14 protein-coding genes and 1 tRNA gene are annotated in these 17,341 nt (G+C 65.1%); 8 read left to right on the plus strand and 7 right to left on the minus strand.

The window, feature by feature from the left end:
- Positions 1–97: 97 nt before the first annotated feature.
- The 4 genes from ACO2RV_RS20950 to ACO2RV_RS20965 form a co-directional block, all read right to left on the minus strand.
- Positions 98–1,519 (minus strand): VPA1262 family N-terminal domain-containing protein, encoded by a 1,422-nt coding sequence (locus ACO2RV_RS20950; protein WP_423296181.1) that lies wholly within the window; start codon positions 1,517–1,519, stop codon positions 98–100.
- An 80-nt stretch (positions 1,520–1,599) separates the two neighbouring features.
- Positions 1,600–3,228: a tyrosine-type recombinase/integrase gene (locus tag ACO2RV_RS20955; protein ID WP_423296182.1), complete on the minus strand. Its 1,629-nt coding sequence runs from the start codon at positions 3,226–3,228 to the stop codon at positions 1,600–1,602.
- 66 nt (positions 3,229–3,294) lie between these two features.
- Positions 3,295–3,369 (minus strand) — tRNA-Val (locus ACO2RV_RS20960).
- An 88-nt stretch (positions 3,370–3,457) separates the two neighbouring features.
- On the minus strand, positions 3,458–4,141 hold the full coding sequence (locus ACO2RV_RS20965; RefSeq protein WP_423296183.1) for an HAD-IA family hydrolase: 684 nt from the start codon (positions 4,139–4,141) through the stop codon (positions 3,458–3,460).
- A gap of 180 nt (positions 4,142–4,321) precedes the next feature.
- Here ACO2RV_RS20965 and ACO2RV_RS20970 point away from each other — a divergent pair, with 180 nt between their 5' ends.
- From ACO2RV_RS20970 to ACO2RV_RS20980, 3 genes are all read left to right on the plus strand, one after another.
- Positions 4,322–4,831: a hypothetical protein gene (locus ACO2RV_RS20970; RefSeq protein ID WP_423296184.1), complete on the plus strand. Its 510-nt coding sequence runs from the start codon at positions 4,322–4,324 to the stop codon at positions 4,829–4,831.
- A 131-nt stretch (positions 4,832–4,962) separates the two neighbouring features.
- The gene (rpiA, locus tag ACO2RV_RS20975; protein WP_423296185.1) at positions 4,963–5,679 is read left to right on the plus strand and encodes a ribose-5-phosphate isomerase RpiA; all 717 of its coding nucleotides are present in this window, start codon (positions 4,963–4,965) and stop codon (positions 5,677–5,679) included.
- Between the two features lie 24 nt (positions 5,680–5,703).
- Positions 5,704–6,276, plus strand: coding sequence for a DUF2059 domain-containing protein (locus ACO2RV_RS20980; RefSeq protein ID WP_423296186.1), 573 nt, complete (start codon positions 5,704–5,706; stop codon positions 6,274–6,276).
- An 80-nt stretch (positions 6,277–6,356) separates the two neighbouring features.
- On the opposite strand, the gene ACO2RV_RS20985 is transcribed toward ACO2RV_RS20980, so the two are convergent.
- The 3 genes from ACO2RV_RS20985 to ACO2RV_RS20995 all read right to left on the minus strand — a co-directional run bounded on the left by ACO2RV_RS20985 (position 6,357) and on the right by ACO2RV_RS20995 (position 9,411).
- On the minus strand, positions 6,357–7,868 hold the full coding sequence (locus tag ACO2RV_RS20985) for a tripartite tricarboxylate transporter permease (protein ID WP_423296187.1): 1,512 nt from the start codon (positions 7,866–7,868) through the stop codon (positions 6,357–6,359).
- A 10-nt stretch (positions 7,869–7,878) separates the two neighbouring features.
- Positions 7,879–8,358 (minus strand): tripartite tricarboxylate transporter TctB family protein, encoded by a 480-nt coding sequence (locus ACO2RV_RS20990; protein ID WP_423296188.1) that lies wholly within the window; start codon positions 8,356–8,358, stop codon positions 7,879–7,881.
- Positions 8,359–8,442: 84 nt separating this feature from the next.
- The gene (locus ACO2RV_RS20995; protein ID WP_423296189.1) at positions 8,443–9,411 is read right to left on the minus strand and encodes a Bug family tripartite tricarboxylate transporter substrate binding protein; all 969 of its coding nucleotides are present in this window, start codon (positions 9,409–9,411) and stop codon (positions 8,443–8,445) included.
- Positions 9,412–9,627: 216 nt separating this feature from the next.
- Between ACO2RV_RS20995 and gor the strand changes: the two genes are divergently transcribed.
- The 5 genes from gor (at position 9,628) to ACO2RV_RS21020 (ending at position 17,320) form a co-directional block, all read left to right on the plus strand.
- Entirely contained in the window at positions 9,628–11,055 is a 1,428-nt protein-coding gene (gene gor, locus ACO2RV_RS21000; RefSeq protein ID WP_423296190.1) for a glutathione-disulfide reductase, read from the plus strand.
- 152 nt (positions 11,056–11,207) lie between these two features.
- On the plus strand, positions 11,208–12,593 hold the full coding sequence (locus ACO2RV_RS21005; RefSeq protein ID WP_423296191.1) for a class II 3-deoxy-7-phosphoheptulonate synthase: 1,386 nt from the start codon (positions 11,208–11,210) through the stop codon (positions 12,591–12,593).
- Between the two features lie 153 nt (positions 12,594–12,746).
- On the plus strand, positions 12,747–13,565 hold the full coding sequence (locus ACO2RV_RS21010; protein ID WP_423296192.1) for an alpha/beta hydrolase: 819 nt from the start codon (positions 12,747–12,749) through the stop codon (positions 13,563–13,565).
- A gap of 139 nt (positions 13,566–13,704) precedes the next feature.
- A complete protein-coding gene (locus tag ACO2RV_RS21015; RefSeq protein ID WP_423296193.1) occupies positions 13,705–15,603 on the plus strand; it encodes a rhamnan synthesis F family protein in 1,899 nt (632 codons plus the stop codon).
- Positions 15,604–15,646: 43 nt separating this feature from the next.
- Positions 15,647–17,320, plus strand: coding sequence for an NAD+ synthase (locus tag ACO2RV_RS21020; RefSeq protein WP_423296237.1), 1,674 nt, complete (start codon positions 15,647–15,649; stop codon positions 17,318–17,320).
- Positions 17,321–17,341 lie beyond the last annotated feature (21 nt).

Below are 17,341 nucleotides of genomic sequence, written 5' to 3' on the forward strand. Positions count from 1 at the left end.
AGCGCCGGACCTCAACCTCCGGCTCAAGTCTATGGTCAAGCCCAGACACAAAACGATCCTCCAATCAGGATCGTCAGACTGCGCTTTCACGCCCAACCTATGAAGGTGCCGCCGGGACCACGCTTACCTTCATTATACGCACTTCCGGCTTGGCAAGGCCCCGAGTTACGAATGTAGCCGCCGACGCCGCGAAATTCCTGCGCAAGGTAGCCGAGTCGTCCGCAGCTAGACGTGAGGTCAGCAAGCGTAGAGATATATCCGTACGCCTAACAAAGTGTCCGAAATTGAAGAGGTCTTCACCATCAGCATAGGGATCAACGACCATGATCGTCTGACTGGCTCGGCCGATCCGTTCTCGGATAAAGTGAGCCGCCGACTTGCGATCGGCGAACCATTGCATATCCTGCTTACGAGCCGCACGTTCCCGCTCTCTTCGGTGAGAGCTGCCGTAGAATCGTGCTGCTATCGCCATTCTGTCTGGAGCCTCTTCCTCTAACGCAACGATGCTTTTGGAAGAATGGCCCACTTCGTCTATCGTATGTGAGGTTATATTACTCTCATTTCGCCGGGTGTCTCTTGTATTGATGTTCACGCGACGATTTATGACACCGAAGTCGATGTTAATCGATCGGATATAAGGAAGAGCTTTCTGCTGCGCTATGAGGCCCCGATTCTCGTGCCAGAGCGCATGCCCAGTGTGCTCTAACTGATCTGTAGCCTCTACGATTATCAATTCGTCACGGACTTCTGATGTCTTGAAGAGATTCATCGCACCGAACCGCTCTTCAAAGACCATCATGGTCAGTCCATCCAACCGTCGTGTATGGTAGGGTAAAACTTCAGCCACAAGGTATTCTTTTCCTTGCGCGTTGCGTGTCATGAACGAACTTACGCGTCGCACGTCTGGATCGGGAACGACCAACACTGCACCGCCAATCAGTTCATCGTGTCGCGATATGTCGAAATGAATTCGTCGCCGTAGCCAAGCACAAGCTTCAGCGTCACGCGAAAGAGCGAGCAGCGCGTCGTCAGGTTCTGCAAGCCGCCGATGAACACGTGCAGGTTGCCCACCAGCACCAATGAACGGCGTAGGATAGAAGTCATCATCTGAGCCGAACAAGGATGCGTCGGCTAGTGGCGTCGACAGGTGGGGCCATGCGGGCTCGTCTGCGAGAGGGCAAACAGTGATCGAGCATCCATCGTATTTGCCCCGCTCCTCATCAGCGCGAGGAACAGGAAGGGTCGCGGCACGACCTAGCGAACGGTACCAAGTGACGGCGTCACCTGCACTCATCGCAACCCTTCTGAAGGCGAGGCTGATGCCACGGGGACTTGACTCCCAAACTTGGGGGATGCCCTTTCTGTTAATTGGTGTGCTATCCGGAATTGGCCGTCTCGATGTCACCAGCTCGACGCTTGCAAAGATTAGTTGAGGGCGATCGCCCGTGCGAAGCGTCGCGATCCGCACGATGGCGCTGTGATAGGCGCTGAGGTCAATCGTACCGAGCTCTTCCATCATTTCCCAACAGCGCGTATCGCAAACATGCGTAACTGATTGGACGGGGCTAGCTTATAATGCCCTCAGTAATAGCTAAAGGATCAAGTGAACTGTATTTCCTCTACCGCGCTCTGAAGCTGGTGGAGCGTGTAACCTGCCTTGAAGTAGTGCTGCTGAGTAACGCCGCTTTTGGTATGGCCGACCACCGATTTGACGACAGGTTCCTCAACGCCAGCCTGCATCATGGTCGTGATGGCTGTATGCCGTAGGCTGTGGAAGCTCACCTTGCTGCTCTTAAACCGTAGTTCCGGCAACAGGCGCTCGTTGAACCATCGTCCCAGAGCGCGACCGTAGCCGTTCTTCAAGTCCTTGGTGAAGGTGGGGAACAGGCGTTGGCGGCCTGCCGTTCGCAACCGTTCAACGTATGCGGGCAGCCCCAAGGCAACGAGCTGACTGTGTACGGGGACTCTGCGCTTGGAGGCTTGGTTCTTAAGCTGCTTCCCGTGACCATCCTCGTTGAGGTCGAAGAACCAAATTCCCGTCTCCGAATCTGTCTTCAGGTCGTCGAGTCGAAGCTGTGCGATCTCATTGAGGCGGGCGCCAGTGTAGATGCCAATCAGCGTTCCCCATTTCTGGTAGTCCTGAATGACCCGCAGGCTGTTGTCGTCCGTCACTTCCGCAATAATCCGCTGAATCTGCTCCTTGCTAAACGCTTCACGCGTCTCCCCTGACGAAGAGTTATGAATCACCATGCGTTCAAACAGGTTCCGGTCGGCGTAGAGATTATCAACGCCCCACTGGAACAGCGACGAGAATGTCTGAATGTACTTATTCGCTGTCAGCACATCTATCGTCTCAATAGATGGGTCATTGATCATGTCGTCGAGCAACAGCCCCCGGAGCTTGGGGTTCTTGGTACGGTTCTTTGGATAACGGGTGACGACACTCTTTACTCGCTGAGCGTCCGCTATCGCGATGGACTTCAAGTCCTTGTCGGCGCCCAGCAATTCCCGCAGCAGGTTGAAGTGCTTCTCCTTCTCGTCCGCCGTGCGCGGTCCCCATGCCTGCGCCTTCTGCCTGTCGGCTGTGAAGCGCTTGATCAACTCTCCAAGTGTGATCCCAGCCTCTGAGTTGGGTTCGGCACCGCTCCGCTGGCTTGCCCGGCCTGCCGATGCCGCCGTCGTGAAATCGTAGCCGTCAAACGTGCGCAGGTGTGCAACGAAGGCCTTCAGATAGTCCCGGTAGGCAAACTTGAACTCGGCATTGAACCTGTCGAATGCCGCAGGATCGTCCGGTATCTGAAGTCCGAAGCCCTTAGCGTAGTACTCCAACGACTCCCGTTCGGTGCGTCCGGTGCGAAGCGGCATATCTTGCCGGATCGCCTCATCAACCAATGCGACCTGGGCTTCCACATCGTCGATCTTGTCTTGGCTAGGCGGGCCTTGCTCATGGACGCGCTGCTTGGCCTCGCTCAGCCAGTATGACAGCCGTGCGTGCAGGTGCTCGCGCATCTCTCCGAAGTTCATGCCTCGTGCCATCGCTTCCGTAGTGGCCGATTCCGCGAGGTTCGTCAGAACACGGGACAGACGCAAGGCCTGTTTGGGTTCCCTTGTTCGCAGGGACGTTCGGATCGTCGTGGCGATTTGTCTCGGATGCAGACTACGAGGGATCGGCCACCGAAAGTAGAAGATGCCATTCCGTGACAGCTGGAGGTAGGTTGGATTGAGCAACGACGTGGTCCACTCGGATGTTCCACCGGGCGATAGTGACAGCTAAGTCGTTGATCTTAAAGCAGATGGTGGGCGATGCAGGGATTGAACCTGCGACCCCTCCCGTGTGAAGGGAGTGCTCTCCCGCTGAGCTAATCGCCCGCCGGCCCCGGAGGCTTGTTTCCGAGGCAGTCGTCCATCGTGGCGCGGATTTAGTGTACCGGGCTTGCCGGTGTCAAGCGCGCTCGGATCATCTTCCCCGGGAGAGAAGACTCTCGACCGTCACCGGCAGGCGGTCATAGTGCTCGATCAGCACGTCGCCACCCAGTTCGTGGGCCGGCGTCTCCGTATAGCCGAACGGCACCACGATGACCGGGATGCGAGCATTCTTCGCGGTGAGCACGTCGGTCGCGCTGTCGCCGACCATGATCGCGCGGTCGGCCGAGCCGCCGGCGCGCTCGATGGTGCCGAGCAGATGGCGCGCGTCGGGCTTGTAGACCGGGAAGGTGTCGGCGCCGGCGATGACCGCGAAGCGCTCGGACAGGCCGAGCCGATCGAGCAGCAGGCGCGAGAGATATTCCAGCTTGTTGGTGCACACGGCAAGGACGTGGCCGCGCGCGGAAAGCTCGTCCAGCGCCGCGATGAGCCCGGGGAAGGGGCGCGAGGAATCGGCGATGTGCGTCGCGTAATGGTCGAGGAAGCGCTCGTAGAGCTTGTCGAAGGTCGGCGCATCGACACTGATGCCGGCCGCCGTGAGGCCGCGATTGACCAGTGCCTTGGCCCCGGCGCCGATCATCCGGCGGGTGTCCTCGCGTGGGAGGGGCGGCGCGCCAGCCTCGGCGAGGATGACATCCAGCGTGTCGAGCAGGTCCGGCGCGGTGTCGACCAGGGTTCCATCGAGGTCGAAGGCGATGACGGCGGGAGTGGAGGGCATGTGGCGTTTCCCTAGTGGGTGACACAGGAATTGGCGGTGAATGCCCGCCGCCGCGAGACGAGCTTCGATCAAATGCCTACAATCCTGCCGCTTTTCCTGTCCAGCGTACCGCGTCCATCGGGCGCATGCGCCGGCGGAGGCAGGGTGATAATGAGGCAAGGCTTTCGGGAGTTGAATTTGATGACGCTGACGTTCGGATCGAAGGGAGCCGGCATGGGCCTTCCTGCGGCCGCGGCCCTTGCTGCGATGCTGATGCTGGGCACGGGAAGCGGCGCCATGGCACAGGCTGCGGGCCCTTCGACCACTCCGCCTCCCGCCGCCGCGCCGCAGGCTGCCACGCCCCAGCCGGCGCCTCCGGCGGACGGGCCCTACGTATTCAGCGCGCCGCCTTCCGCCCAGGCCAATCGCGTCTATTCGGTGAACGTGCGCAACGGCGAGGTGAATGCCTGCCAGTTCGAACGGCCGGAGGGTAGCGTGGTGGGCATCACCAAGTGCTTCCCGCGCGACAGCAGCGCCAATGCAGGTGGCACGGGCGACTACGACATCGTCTCGACCCGCTATTCCGGCGAGACCGGCATCTTCCGGGTGAACACCCAGACCGGGCAGATGAGCGTGTGCTATGTGCGCGACATGCCCAAGGAAGGCGGCGGGGTCGAGCCTTCCGTCGTGTGCACCGCGCTCGCGCGCTGAAGCGCGCGGCCTGCGCGCAACAGAGGATGAGCTGGCGCGAAGCCTTGTCGCGCCGGCCATTCGGCGCTACCCAACACGGCACATTCGATCCGTTCCAGTTGCCGGTCCAATTTCAAGACGCAGAGACCTCCATGTCGAAAGCCGCTCTTTCCCCCGCCGAGGCCCTCAAGCGCCAGGCCGCCGCCCGCGCGCTGGAGCATGTGCGCTCGGGGATGAGGCTCGGGCTCGGGACCGGCTCGACCGCCAAGCACTTCGTCGATCTGCTCGCCGAGCGCGTGGGGCAGGGGCTGGAGGTCGTCGGCGTGCCGACGTCGGAAGTCACGCGGGCGCAGGCGGAAAGCCTGGGTGTTCCGCTGGGCACGCTTGACGAATATCCCGTGCTCGACCTGTGCGTCGACGGCGCCGATGAGGTCGGTCCCGACCTGACGCTGGTCAAGGGCGGCGGCGGCGCGCTGTTGCGCGAGAAGATCGTCGCCAGCGCGGCGCAGGAGATGATCGTCATCGCGGATGCCTCCAAGGTGGTGGCGCAGCTCGGTGCCTTCCCGCTGCCGATCGAGGTGGTGGATTTCGGCGTCGCCGCCATTCGCCGCGGAATCGAGCGTTCGGCGCGCGAGGCCGGCTGCCAGGGCCTGCTCACGCTGCGCCGCCGTCCGGACGGCCATGTTTTCGTCACGGATCAGGGACACCTCATTCTCGATGCCGCCTATGGCGTTATTCGCGATCCGGTGGCGCTGGCCGCCGGGCTCGCGGAAGTGCCGGGCGTCGTGGAACATGGCCTCTTCATCAATCTGGCAAGCCGCGTCATTGTCGCGGGCGCCGATGGCGTGACGGTCCTCGACCGCGCGTGAACCAAGTTCGTCAGGGAGAATTTCATGCGGGTTGCTTTTGCAGGACGTGACGGGAAGCGGCTGATCGGCGCCGGCCTCGCCGCGCTCATTCTCACGGCGGGCTCGGCCTTCGCACAGCAGCAGGCGCCGTTCCAGATGAGCCAGGCGGCGGCGACCGGCGCGGCCAAGGCGGCCGAGCCGAGCGCCGTGCAGCTGAAGCTCGCCAACGAACTCCTTGTCGCCAATGGCGAGGCATCGAGCTTCGATTCGCTGATTCCGGGCATCATCGAGCAGGCCGCCGGCAGTTTCGTGCAGGCCAATCCCGATCTCATCCGGGAGTTGCGCGAGGTCGCCAAGGCGATGGCGCCGCAATATGAGGGCCGTCGCAACGAGATCGTGCAGATTCTCGCCCGCGCCTATGCGCAGCAGTTCTCCGAAGCGGAACTGACCGAGCTGCTGACCTTCTACCGCTCGCCGGTGGGGCGCAAGCTGGTGGAACGCCGCCAGCAATTGCTCGACGAGGGGCTGCGCGGCATCCAGACCTGGAGCGCCCAGTTCGCCCGCGAGATGGAGGTGAAGGTGCGTGAGGAAATGAAGAAGCGCGGCTACACCATCTGACGCGCACCATGATGCCTGGAAATGAAAATGCCCGGCTCGCGCCGGGCATTTTCATTTGCGGGCTCGGTGGATGACGAGGATCAGTCCTCGTCGCCACCCACCGGGGCCTTGCGGCCGGTGATGAGGTAGAACAGCAGCGGTCCGAACAGGGCAAGCGCCGAGAGCACGTAGAGCGTGACCGCGATCGGCGACTGGAACAGCACCGTCGGGTCGCCGACGCTGATGGCGAGGGCCCGGCGCAGTTGCTGTTCGGCGAGCGGGCCGAGGATCAGCCCGACCACCACTGGGGCGATGGGATAGTCGTAGCGGCGCAGCACATAGCCGAGAAGACCGAACGCCAGCAGCATGCCCAGCTCGACCAGCGACGGGTTGGCACCGAGCGTGCCGAGCGTGGCGAAGACCAGAATGCCGCCATAGAGCCACGGGCGCGGAATGGCGAGCAGTCGGACCCACAAGCCCACCAGCGGCAGGTTGAGGACGAGCAGCATGCCGTTGGCGATGAACAGCGAGGCGATGAGACCCCACACCAGGTCTGGCGCGGTGGCGAACAGCAGCGGGCCGGGATTGAGGCCGTATTGCTGGAAGCCGGCGAGCATGATGGCGGCAGTCGCCGAGGTCGGCAGGCCGAGCGTCAGCAGCGGCACCAGCACGCCGGCGGCGGCAGCGTTGTTCGCCGCCTCGGGACCCGCGACGCCCTCGATGGCGCCGTTGCCGAACTCGTCGGGCTTGCGGCACAGCCGCTTTTCCAGGGCGTAGGACAGGAAGGTCGGGATTTCCGCGCCGCCCGCCGGCATGGCGCCGATGGGAAAGCCGAGGAAGGTGCCGCGCAGCCACGGCTTCCACGAGCGTTTCCAGTCCTCCTTGTTCATGAACACCGAGCCCTTGACCGGCTCGATGATCTCATCCGCACGGGCACCCGCCGCAACCACCGACAGCGTCTCGCCGATGGCGAACAGGGCGACGGCGAGCGTCGTGACCTCGACGCCGTCGAGCAGGTCCGGAACGCCGAAGGAGAGGCGCGCCTGGCCGCTCTGAAGATCGATGCCGATGAGGCCGAGCGCGAGGCCGATGAACAGGCTGGTGAGACCGCGCGTCACCGAGGAGCCGAAGGCCGCCGAGACGGTGGTGAAGGCCAGCACCATCAGCGCGAAATAGTCCTCCGGCCCGAAGGATATGGCGATGTCCACCACGGTCGGGGCGATGAGCGCGAGGCCGATGGTGGCGAGGGTGCCGGCGACGAAGGAGCCGATGGCGGCGGTGGCGAGCGCCGGCCCGCCGCGCCCGGCGCGGGCCATCTTGTTGCCCTCCAGCGCCGTGACGATGGAGGAGCTTTCGCCCGGCGTGTTGAGCAGGATGGAAGCGGTCGAGCCGCCATACATGCCGCCATAATAGATGCCGGCGAACATGATGAGCGAGCCGGCGGGGTCGAGCTTGAAGGTGATGGGCAGCAGCAGCGCGACGGTGAGCGCCGGGCCGATGCCCGGCAGCACGCCGACCGCAGTGCCGAGCATGACGCCGACGAAGGCGAACAGCAGGTTCATCGGTTGCAGGGCGACCATCAGGCCCTGGCTGAGGGCGGCGAAAGTATCCATGGCGACGCCCTCAGATCAGTCGTTCAAGCGGGCCCGCAGGCAGAGCGAGCTGCAAGCCCTTGGCGAAGATGACGTAGATGACGAAGCACAGGACGGTGCCGGCGAGGAAATGCGCCCAGACCGGTCCCCGGCCGAAGCCCTTGGCCGTCGCCGCGAACAGCCAGCCGGTGGCGATCGAAAAGCCCAGGAACGGCAGCAGTGCGATCTGGCCGATGAGACCGGCAAGCACCCAGGCCATCGGACCGATCTCGTCGCGGGGGCGCTCGACCGCTCCCTGCCGGATCGCCTCGACGGCGGTGGCGACCGCGAGAAGGGCGAGGCCGCCAGCGATGATGGTGGGGAACGCCGCCGGCCCGACAGCGGAATGAGCATTGACGCTCGACAGCCGCCAGGCGTCCCAGCCGACCACGAGCGAGAGGACCGCTAGCCCGAAGGCGATGACGAAACCGGCCTTGTCGGGCCGTTTTGTTGAGGGGTGAAGATCGCTCATCGCGGGCTCCCGGTATGCCTAACGAAGGCTCCCCCCGCAGCCTCGCGGCCCGGGGGGAGCGGAAATTTGTGAAAAGGTCACGCCTTACTGAGAGAGGCCGATATCCTTCAGGATCGCCTGCGTGGAGGCGATGTCCTTGGCGAGCTGCGCGTCGAAGGCGTCGCCGGCCAGATAGGTGTTCGCCCAGCCCTTCTGCGCCAGCATGTCGGTCCAGGCCTTCGACTTGACCATCTTGTCGACGGTTTCGGCGAGGGCCTTCTTCTGCTCCGGCGTGATGCCCGGAGCGGCAGCGACCATGCGCCAGTTCTGAATCTCGACGTCGACGCCGGATTCCTTGAAGGTCGGCACGTCCTTGGCTTCGGGCAGACGCTGGGCGCTGGAGACGCCGAGGATGCGCAGCTTGCCGGCCTTGGCCTGCGCGTCATACTCGGAGAGGCTGGAAATGCCGACCGTGACCTTGCCGCCGAGGATCGAGGCGAGCGATTCACCGCCGCCGGAGAAGGCGATGTAGTTGATCTTGGTCGGGTCGACGCCAATCGCCTTGGCGATCAGGCCCGCGGTGATGTGATCGGTGCCGCCGGCCGATCCGCCGGCCCAGGACACCTTCTGCGGGTCCGCCTTCAGCGCGGCCACGAGATCGGCCATGGACTTGAGCGGCGAACTGGCCGGCACGGCGATCGCCTCATATTCGCCGGTCAGGCGGGCGATCGGAGTGACCTGCGACAGGTTCACCGGCGACTTGTTGGTGATGATGGCGCCCACCATCACGTAACCGCCGACGATCAGTGCGTTCGGATCGCCCTTGGAGCCGTTGACGAACTGCGCCAGGCCGATCGTGCCGCCAGCGCCGGGAATGTTCAGCACCTGGACGTTGCCGACGATCTTGTCGCTCTGCAGCACGTGCTGCATGGAGCGCGCCGTCTGGTCCCAGCCGCCGCCGGGCGCGGCGGGGGCGATGATCTTCAGCTCCTTGATCTCGGCATGCGCGCTGCCCGCCGGGATGAGGGCGGCGAGCGCGGCGGCGACAAGGGCTCCGCGGAACATCTTGGTCATTGGTTTCCTCCGATTTAGGCGCGGGAGCGTGAGCTCCTGAGGCTGTTCCCGCCCCTTGTGGGTGCTGGAGGCTAGAACCTCGCCCGGTCGGTGTCGAGGTGGGCGAAGCCATGAAAAGGTCGTAGAGCTGCCATGTGTCGCCTTGACGGCTCGGGCCGGCGGGGCGACATGCCTGCCACGGGCGCCGTGGATAGCGCCAAGATGCGGAGGCCGCCCATGTTCAGCCACGTCACCCAGGCCGACTATGACGTCGATCTGTTCGTCATAGGCGGGGGATCTGGCGGCGTGCGGGCTGCCCGCATCGCGGCCAATCACGGTGCGCGGGTGAGGATCGCCGAGGAATATCGTCTCGGAGGGACCTGCGTGATCCGAGGCTGCGTGCCCAAGAAGCTGTTCGTCTATGCCGCCCGCTTCGCGCACGAGTTCGAGGAGGCCGCCGGTTTCGGCTGGACCGTCGAGGGCGCGACCTTCGACTGGCCGACGCTGATCGCCAACAAGGACAAGGAGATCGCCCGGCTGGAAGGCGCCTATCGCGCCAATCTGGAGCGTTCCAACGTCGAGATCGTGCGCCAGCGCGCGACGGTGGAAGGGCCGCACGACGTCCGTCTCGCCGACGGCACGCGGGTGACGGCACATACGATCCTCATCGCGACGGGCGGGCATCCCAATCTGGGGCTGGACATTCCGGGCCGGGAGCTCGGCATCACCTCCAACGAGGCGTTCCATCTGGAGCGGCTGCCGAAGAGCATCGTCATCCAGGGCGGCGGCTACATCGCGCTGGAATTCGCCAGCCTGTTCGCCGGGCTCGGCTCCAGGGTCACGGTCGTCCATCGCGGCGACAAGGTGCTGCGCGGCTTCGACGAGGAGGTGCGCGAGCGCATTCTCGGCGAACTGGTACAGGCGGGCATCGCCTTCGAGTTCGGCACGACCATCGATGGCATCTTCGACGTGGGAGAGGGGAGCAAGCGCATCCGTCTGAATGATGGGCGCGACCTCTTCGCCGACGAGGTGATGCTGGCGATCGGCCGGACGCCGAACACCACCGGGCTTGGCCTCGACAAGGTCGGCGTGCAGCTGAATGCATCCGGTGCGGTTGCTGTCGACGACCGCTCGCGCACGAATATCCCCTCCATCTACGCCGTGGGCGACGTGACCGACCGGGTGAATCTCACCCCCGTCGCCATTCGCGAGGGCCACGCCTTTGCCGATACGGTGTTCGGCGGCAAGCCGTGGTCGGTGAACTACGATGTCATTCCGACGGCGGTGTTCACCGAGCCCGAGATCGGCGTCGTCGGCCTCACGGAGGCCGAGGCGCGGGCGCAGGGGCGTCGCCTCGACATCTACAAGACCGATTTCCGCTCGCTGAAGGCGACGCTGTCGGGCAGCAAGTCGCGTATCTTCATGAAACTCGTCGTCGATCAGGCCAGCGACAAGGTGCTCGGCGTGCATCTCATCGGCGAGGGATCCGCCGAGATCGTGCAGGTCGCCGCCATCGCGCTCAACCTCAGCGCCACCAAGGCGGATTTCGACCGCACCATGGCGCTGCACCCCTCCAGCGCGGAGGAACTGGTGACGCTGCGCACGAAGCATGCGTCGAGTGACCCGATCCCCGAAGTATCGGCCGGAGCGACCCCGGCGATCTGACCTCGACGCCGTCGGCTGCCCGTTGGGCAATCGTGCAAGAACGCCCGTGCGGCAGCATACTGGCTTTGGCTCGACGCTTGGGTGTATAAGGCCCGCCTTTCCCGTGCGGGATGGTGTTCCGCAGGGCCGTTTTGAGTTTCTAGGAGGCAGTCATGTCTGATCGCTGGACGCCGGATAGCTGGAGGGCGAAGCCCATTCAGCAGGTGCCGGAATATCCGGACGCCGAAGCCCTTGCTTCGGTGGAGCGTCAGCTTGCCTCGTTTCCCCCGTTGGTTTTTGCAGGTGAGGCGCGCCGCCTGAAGCGCGAGCTTGCGAAGGTGGCGAACGGCGAGGCGTTCCTTCTCCAGGGCGGCGACTGCGCCGAGAGCTTCGCCGAGCATTCGGCCGACAACATCCGCGATTTCTTCCGCGTCTTCCTGCAGATGGCGGTGGTGCTGACCTATGCCGGTGCCTCGCCCGTGGTGAAGGTGGGGCGTATCGCCGGGCAGTTCGCCAAGCCGCGCTCGGCGCCGATGGAGACCATCGGTGGCGTCGAGCTGCCGTCCTATCGCGGCGACATCGTCAACGACATCGACTTCACCCCGGAAGCGCGCATCCCGGATCCACGCCGGCAGCTTGAGGCGTACCGCCAGTCGGCGGCGACGCTGAACCTTTTGCGCGCCTTCGCCAATGGCGGCTATGCGAATCTCGCAAATGCCCACCAGTGGATGCTCGGCTTCATCAAGGACTCCCCGCAGTCCGGCCGCTACCAGGCGCTCGCCGATCGCATCACCGAGGCGCTCGATTTCATGCGCGCCATCGGCATCGATCCGGAGACCAACCCGGACATGCGCTCGACCGAGTTCTTCACCAGCCACGAGGCGCTGCTGCTCGGCTACGAGCAGGCGCTGACGCGCGTCGATTCGACGACGGGCGACTGGTACTCGACGTCGGGCCACATGATCTGGGTCGGCGACCGCACGCGCCAGGCGGACCATGCCCACATCGAGTATTGCCGCGGCGTGAAGAATCCGCTCGGCCTCAAATGCGGTCCGTCGCTGAAGCCGGATGATCTCATCCGCCTCATCGACGCGCTGAACCCGCAGAACGAGGCCGGTCGCCTCACGCTGATCGCGCGCTTCGGCGCCGACAAGGTGGGCGATTACCTTCCCGCGCTGGTGCGGGCGGTGAAGCGCGAAGGGCGCACCGTGGTGTGGTCGTGCGATCCGATGCACGGCAACACGATCAAAGCCGGCTCGGGCTACAAGACGCGTCCGTTCGACCAGATCCTCAAGGAGGTGAAGGAGTTTTTCGCCGTCCACGCGGCCGAGGGCACCTTCGCCGGTGGCGTGCATCTTGAGATGACGGGCAAGAACGTCACCGAATGCACCGGCGGCGCGCGGGCGATCTCGGACGCGGATCTGAAGGACCGCTACCATACCTATTGCGACCCGCGGCTCAACGCCGAGCAGGCCATCGAGATGGCCTTCCTCGTCGCCGAGTTGCTGAAGCAGGAACGTGCCGGCCGCACCCGCCCCGTGATCGAGGCGGCCGAATAGCGGCAACGCTAGAGCAACATCAGAGCAACACCTGGCAACATATCCGGCAATGTTCGGACAAAAATGTTGCCGGGAGGGCTACCCTCTCGTTAGTTTGGAGCTGTCGCAGGTGCGGGCCTGCGGCAGTTGCCAGCTCGGAGGGGGGCGGCCGGCGTGCGGCAGAGCATTTTCGAGAGCGAAGAACTCTCGGTCATCAAGGTTCCCGGTCAGCGCAGCGACATCGTCTTCGTGACCTTCGAGCCCCTTAATCCGTCACGCACGGATGGTCGCGAAGGATTTGGCGAGCCCTTTTTCGCGCGGCGCGGCGTTGCCGCCTATCATTTCCTCGCCCACACCAATTCCTGGTACCAGCTCGACGAGATGACCGAGGCGCTGGCGCGTGTTCGCGCCGACATGCCCAAGGGCGCGCGAGTGATCGCCTATGGCACCAGCATGGGCAGCTACGCCGCCATCCGCTTCTCGGAAGCGCTTGCCATCGACACCATCATCGCCTTTTCGCCGCAGGCGAGCGTGGACCCCAAGCTCGTGCCGTGGGAGACGCGCTGGGCGCCCGAGGGCAATCGCCTGATGTGGGACCGCAATCCGCCGCGGCGCGAGGCGAAGGTCTATGTAATCTACGACCCGCTGAACCTTGACCGTCGCCATGTCCGTCGGCTGCGGAGCGAGATCGACGCGGAACTCGTGCGCACCTATTTCAGCGGGCACGGCTCCATCGGCTTCGTGCAGGAATGCGGCCTGCTGGAAAGCGTCATCTTCGACATTGCCGGTGATCGCTTCGACGGACCGACTCTCGAAGCCAGGCTGTGGAGCCTGCGCAAGACCACGCCGACCTATGAGAAGATTCGCGCCCGCAAGCGCACCGGCATCTTCCGCCGCTTCCGTTACTACTGCATCGAGCGCTTTCTCGACCGGCGGCTCGCGGCGCGCAACGTCCCGTCGCCGGCCCTCGTGCCGGAGCGGCGCCCGGCCTGAGCCACGCATGGCTCGCATGCAGCGGGTTGTCCTTGCTGGAGACCTTCCGGAGTTTGTGCTTTAGACGAGCATGATTCCAATCCGTGGCAACGCCTGCATTGGGTGATGCCGAGCGGAAGCGGGGCGAGCCGGAGGTTCCTTGGATACGCCGAAGACCAGTCAGGCTGATGCGCCGGCAATCAGCGGGCTGCCGAAAGTCGCCCACGGCAAGGTGAAACAACGCGGCCGTTACCGCCGCTGGCTGACGAACCGCGCCCAGCTTGTCGGCCGCTCGCTGGCGCGTCTCGTTTTCGACGCCGACGGCAGCCCCCGCGCATGGGTACGCCCGCTGGTGTTCGATCGCTACCGGCGTCCGCGGCCAGCGACGGCATCGCTGGTTCTGCGGCGGAACGGTGAGCCCAAGCGCGCCTTCGCCCAATGGATGGCGGATGCCGATGTCGAGCTGCTGCCGCTCGTGGAGCATCTCCGTCTGCCGCCGTCCGGCGAGTTGCGCCGCGACGTGGCATTGGTTGTCTGCCACGGCTCCACGGCCGGCGCCGCCCGCCTCGTTGAGGCGCTTTCACAGCAATACGCGGTCGTCCTCGTGCTGATCGATGGCGACGAGATGGAACGCGCGCCGGCGCATCTGGTGCCGTTCACGGCATCCGGCTCCAGAGTGCCGCGCAGTGTGCTGCTCAGCGCTCTCGCGCTGCGCCTGCGCGATCTGCAACCGCGCGTCGCGGTCGCTGTCGGTGCCGCCACGGCCGACGCCGCTCTGGCCTGCGAACTGCGCGAGATACCCGTGGTCTTCCTGGCGAATCCCGGCGCCCCGGAGACCATGCTGCGCGAGGTCACCGAGGTCGTCTTTCCCTCGCATGCGGCGCGCGGGGCCGCGGAGGCGGCCTTTCCCGGATTTGCCGGGCGCGACTATCTCCATGTCGTCGAGGAGCCTCTCGGCGCGGGCGCGGACCTCATCAGGGTCGTGGCCGGCCGTGCCGCGCGCCGCGTTGAGGATGAGGTCGCGCTCGCCCTCACGGCAGGCCCCGACCGGCTGGAAATCCTCACCGCCGACCGGCCCGATCGCGATCCCGCCGTGGCGCTGCGCGAGCAGGTGATCGCCTGGCGCCGCAGCCACGCCGGCGGCACGCGCAGGATGCGCCGGATTCTGCATAGGCCCTGTTCCGGCTTCAACCCGCTGATCTATGCGGAAGCCCATCCACGGGCCTGCCTCGCCAACCGGCGCTATCCGCTGGCGCACTGGATCGAGCAGGGCCAGCCGCCGGGCCCCTGGGCCTACGAGGTGATCCATCCCGGCGACGCGATGACGGCCGGGGTGAAGGTAGCGCTGCATGGCCATTTCTTCTACGCCGACCTGCTGCCGGAGATGCTGACGCGGCTGGAGCGCGGAGCCACCCGTCCCGACCTCTTCCTGACGACGGACAGCGAGGCCAAGGTGGCGCAGATGCGCGCCGCGACGAAGGATTATCCGTCGCGTGTGGACATCACCATCGTGCCGAATCTCGGGCGCGACATCGGGCCGTTCTTTACCGCGCTGCGCGAGCCGCTGTTGAAGGGCGACTATGACGTGTTCTTCCATGTCCACGGCAAGAAGACCAAGGGCCGCCGCCGCAACATCGGCGATCCCTGGCGCAACTTCCTGTGGGAGAACATGATCGGCGGCGCCTTTCCGATGCTGGATTCCATCGTCGCGCGGTTCGCCGAGGACCCCACCACCGGCCTCGTCTTCCCCGAGGACAGCCATGTGCTCGACTGGGGACGCAATGAAGAGGTGGCGCAGACGCTGCGGCGCTCGCTCGGTCTCGACGAGCCGATGACGACCTATGTCGAATTTCCGGTCGGCAACATGTTCGCGGTCCGGCCGGCGGCGCTCGCCGCGCTGCTCGACCTCGACCTGCGCTGGGAGGACTATCCCGCCGAGCCGGTTCTCGACGACGGCACGCTCCTGCACGGGCTGGAGCGGATACTCCCGCTAGTGGTCCGCAAGGCCGGCTATCGCGCGGTTGCCGCCCGCGTTCCCGGCACCTATTGGGAAGACTAGCGCGCCGATTGCCGAGCGGTCGGCGGAAGGTTAAATGACGCTCATGTCCGCAGAACCCGCCGACCAGCTTCTCATCGCGCTCGCGCAGCTCAACCCGATCGTCGGCGACATCGCCGGCAATGCGGACAAGGCGCGCGCGGCGCGAAAACTGGCGGCCGAACAGGGCGCGGACCTCATTCTGTTCACCGAGCTGTTCATCGCCGGGTACCCGCCGGAAGACCTCGTGCTGAAGCCGGCTTTTCAGGCCGCATGCCGCACGGCGATCGAGGAGCTTGCCGCCGAGACCGCCGACGGTGGGCCGGCCATGCTCATCGGCCTGCCCTGGGTCGACAAGGGCAAGCTGCACAATGCCGTGGCGCTGCTGGAGGAAGGGCGCGTCGCGACGCTGCGCTACAAGGTCGACCTGCCCAATTACGGCCCGTTCGACGAGAAGCGCGTCTTCGTGCCGGGCCCCATGCCGGGACCGATCCCGTTTCGGGGCGTGCGCATTGGCGTGCCGATCTGCGAGGACATCTGGTCGCAGGACGTGATCGAGTGCCTCACGGAGACCGGTTCGGAACTGCTGCTCATCCCCAATGGTTCCCCCTATCGCCGCACGGTCTATGACGAGCGGATGAATGTCGCGGTGGCGCGCGTGGTCGAGAGTGGGCTGCCGCTGGCCTATCTCAACCAGGCCGGCGGGCAGGACGAACTGGTGTTCGACGGCGGCTCCTTCGTGCTGAATGCCGACCGTTCGCTGGCGATCCAGCTGCCGAACTTCCAGGAGCGCGTCCGCATCACCCGCTGGGAGCGCTGGGCCGATGGCTGGCGCTGCGAGGAGGGCGCCCGCGCCCCGCTGATCACGGAAGACGAGGCGGATTACGCCGCCTGTGTCACCGGCCTGCGCGATTATGTCGAGAAGAACCGCTTCCCCGGCGTGGTGCTCGGACTGTCCGGCGGGGTGGATTCCGCGCTGGTCGCCGCGATGGCGGTGGACGCGCTGGGCGCCGACCGCGTGCATTGCGTGATGCTGCCCTATCGCTACACCTCGGGCGAGTCGCTGGCCGACGCGGCAGCCGTCGCTCAGGCGCTCGGCGTGCGCTACGACATCGTGCCGATCGCCGAGGGAGTCGAGGCGCTGGAGCATGTGCTGGCGCCCGTCTTCGGCAATCGCGGGCCCGACGTCACCGAAGAGAACCTGCAATCGCGCGTGCGCGGCACGCTGTTGATGTCGATCTCCAACAAGTTCGGCTCGATGGTGGTGACGACCGGCAACAAGTCGGAGATGTCGACCGGCTACGCCACGCTCTATGGCGACATGAATGGCGGCTACAACCCGCTGAAGGACCTCTACAAGACGCAGGTGTTCCGCCTCTGCCACCTGCGCAACCGCTGGAAGCCGGCGGACGCGCTGGGGCCGGACGGCATGGTGATCCCGGCGAATGTCATCACCAAGCCCCCGACCGCCGAGCTGCGCGAGAACCAGAAGGACCAGGACAGCCTGCCGCCCTATGATGTGCTCGACGCCATCCTCGAGCGACTGGTGGAGCGCGAACTCCCCGTCGCCGACATCGTTGCGGAAGGCTTTGAGCCGGTGCTGGTGGCGCGGGTGGAGCGCATGCTCAACATCGCCGAATATAAGCGCCGGCAGGCCGCGCCGGGGGTGAAGGTGACGACGCGCAATTTCGGCCGCGACCGGCGTTACCCCATCACCAATCGCTTCCGCGAGACGGTGTAGGCACTCGGCGCGGCCGGGCCG

It is taken from the genome of Ancylobacter sp. VNQ12, from assembly GCF_049445835.1.
GTDB lineage: Bacteria > Pseudomonadota > Alphaproteobacteria > Rhizobiales > Xanthobacteraceae > Ancylobacter.

Bases quoted from the DNA above. Each gene is read 5' to 3' on its own strand.
- ACO2RV_RS20965 (WP_423296183.1), bottom strand. From the start codon at position 4,141: ATGCCCTCCACTCCCGCCGTCATCGCCTTCGACCTCGATGGAACCCTG.
- gor (WP_423296190.1), top strand. From the start codon at position 9,628: ATGTTCAGCCACGTCACCCAGGCCGACTATGACGTCGATCTGTTCGTC.
- ACO2RV_RS20990 (WP_423296188.1), bottom strand. From the start codon at position 8,358: ATGAGCGATCTTCACCCCTCAACAAAACGGCCCGACAAGGCCGGTTTC.
- rpiA (WP_423296185.1), top strand. From the start codon at position 4,963: ATGTCGAAAGCCGCTCTTTCCCCCGCCGAGGCCCTCAAGCGCCAGGCC.
- ACO2RV_RS20985 (WP_423296187.1), bottom strand. From the start codon at position 7,868: ATGGATACTTTCGCCGCCCTCAGCCAGGGCCTGATGGTCGCCCTGCAA.
- ACO2RV_RS20980 (WP_423296186.1), top strand. From the start codon at position 5,704: ATGCGGGTTGCTTTTGCAGGACGTGACGGGAAGCGGCTGATCGGCGCC.
- ACO2RV_RS20970 (WP_423296184.1), top strand. From the start codon at position 4,322: ATGACGCTGACGTTCGGATCGAAGGGAGCCGGCATGGGCCTTCCTGCG.
- ACO2RV_RS20950 (WP_423296181.1), bottom strand. From the start codon at position 1,519: ATGATGGAAGAGCTCGGTACGATTGACCTCAGCGCCTATCACAGCGCC.
- ACO2RV_RS21020 (WP_423296237.1), top strand. From the start codon at position 15,647: ATGTCCGCAGAACCCGCCGACCAGCTTCTCATCGCGCTCGCGCAGCTC.
- ACO2RV_RS20995 (WP_423296189.1), bottom strand. From the start codon at position 9,411: ATGACCAAGATGTTCCGCGGAGCCCTTGTCGCCGCCGCGCTCGCCGCC.
- ACO2RV_RS21005 (WP_423296191.1), top strand. From the start codon at position 11,208: ATGTCTGATCGCTGGACGCCGGATAGCTGGAGGGCGAAGCCCATTCAG.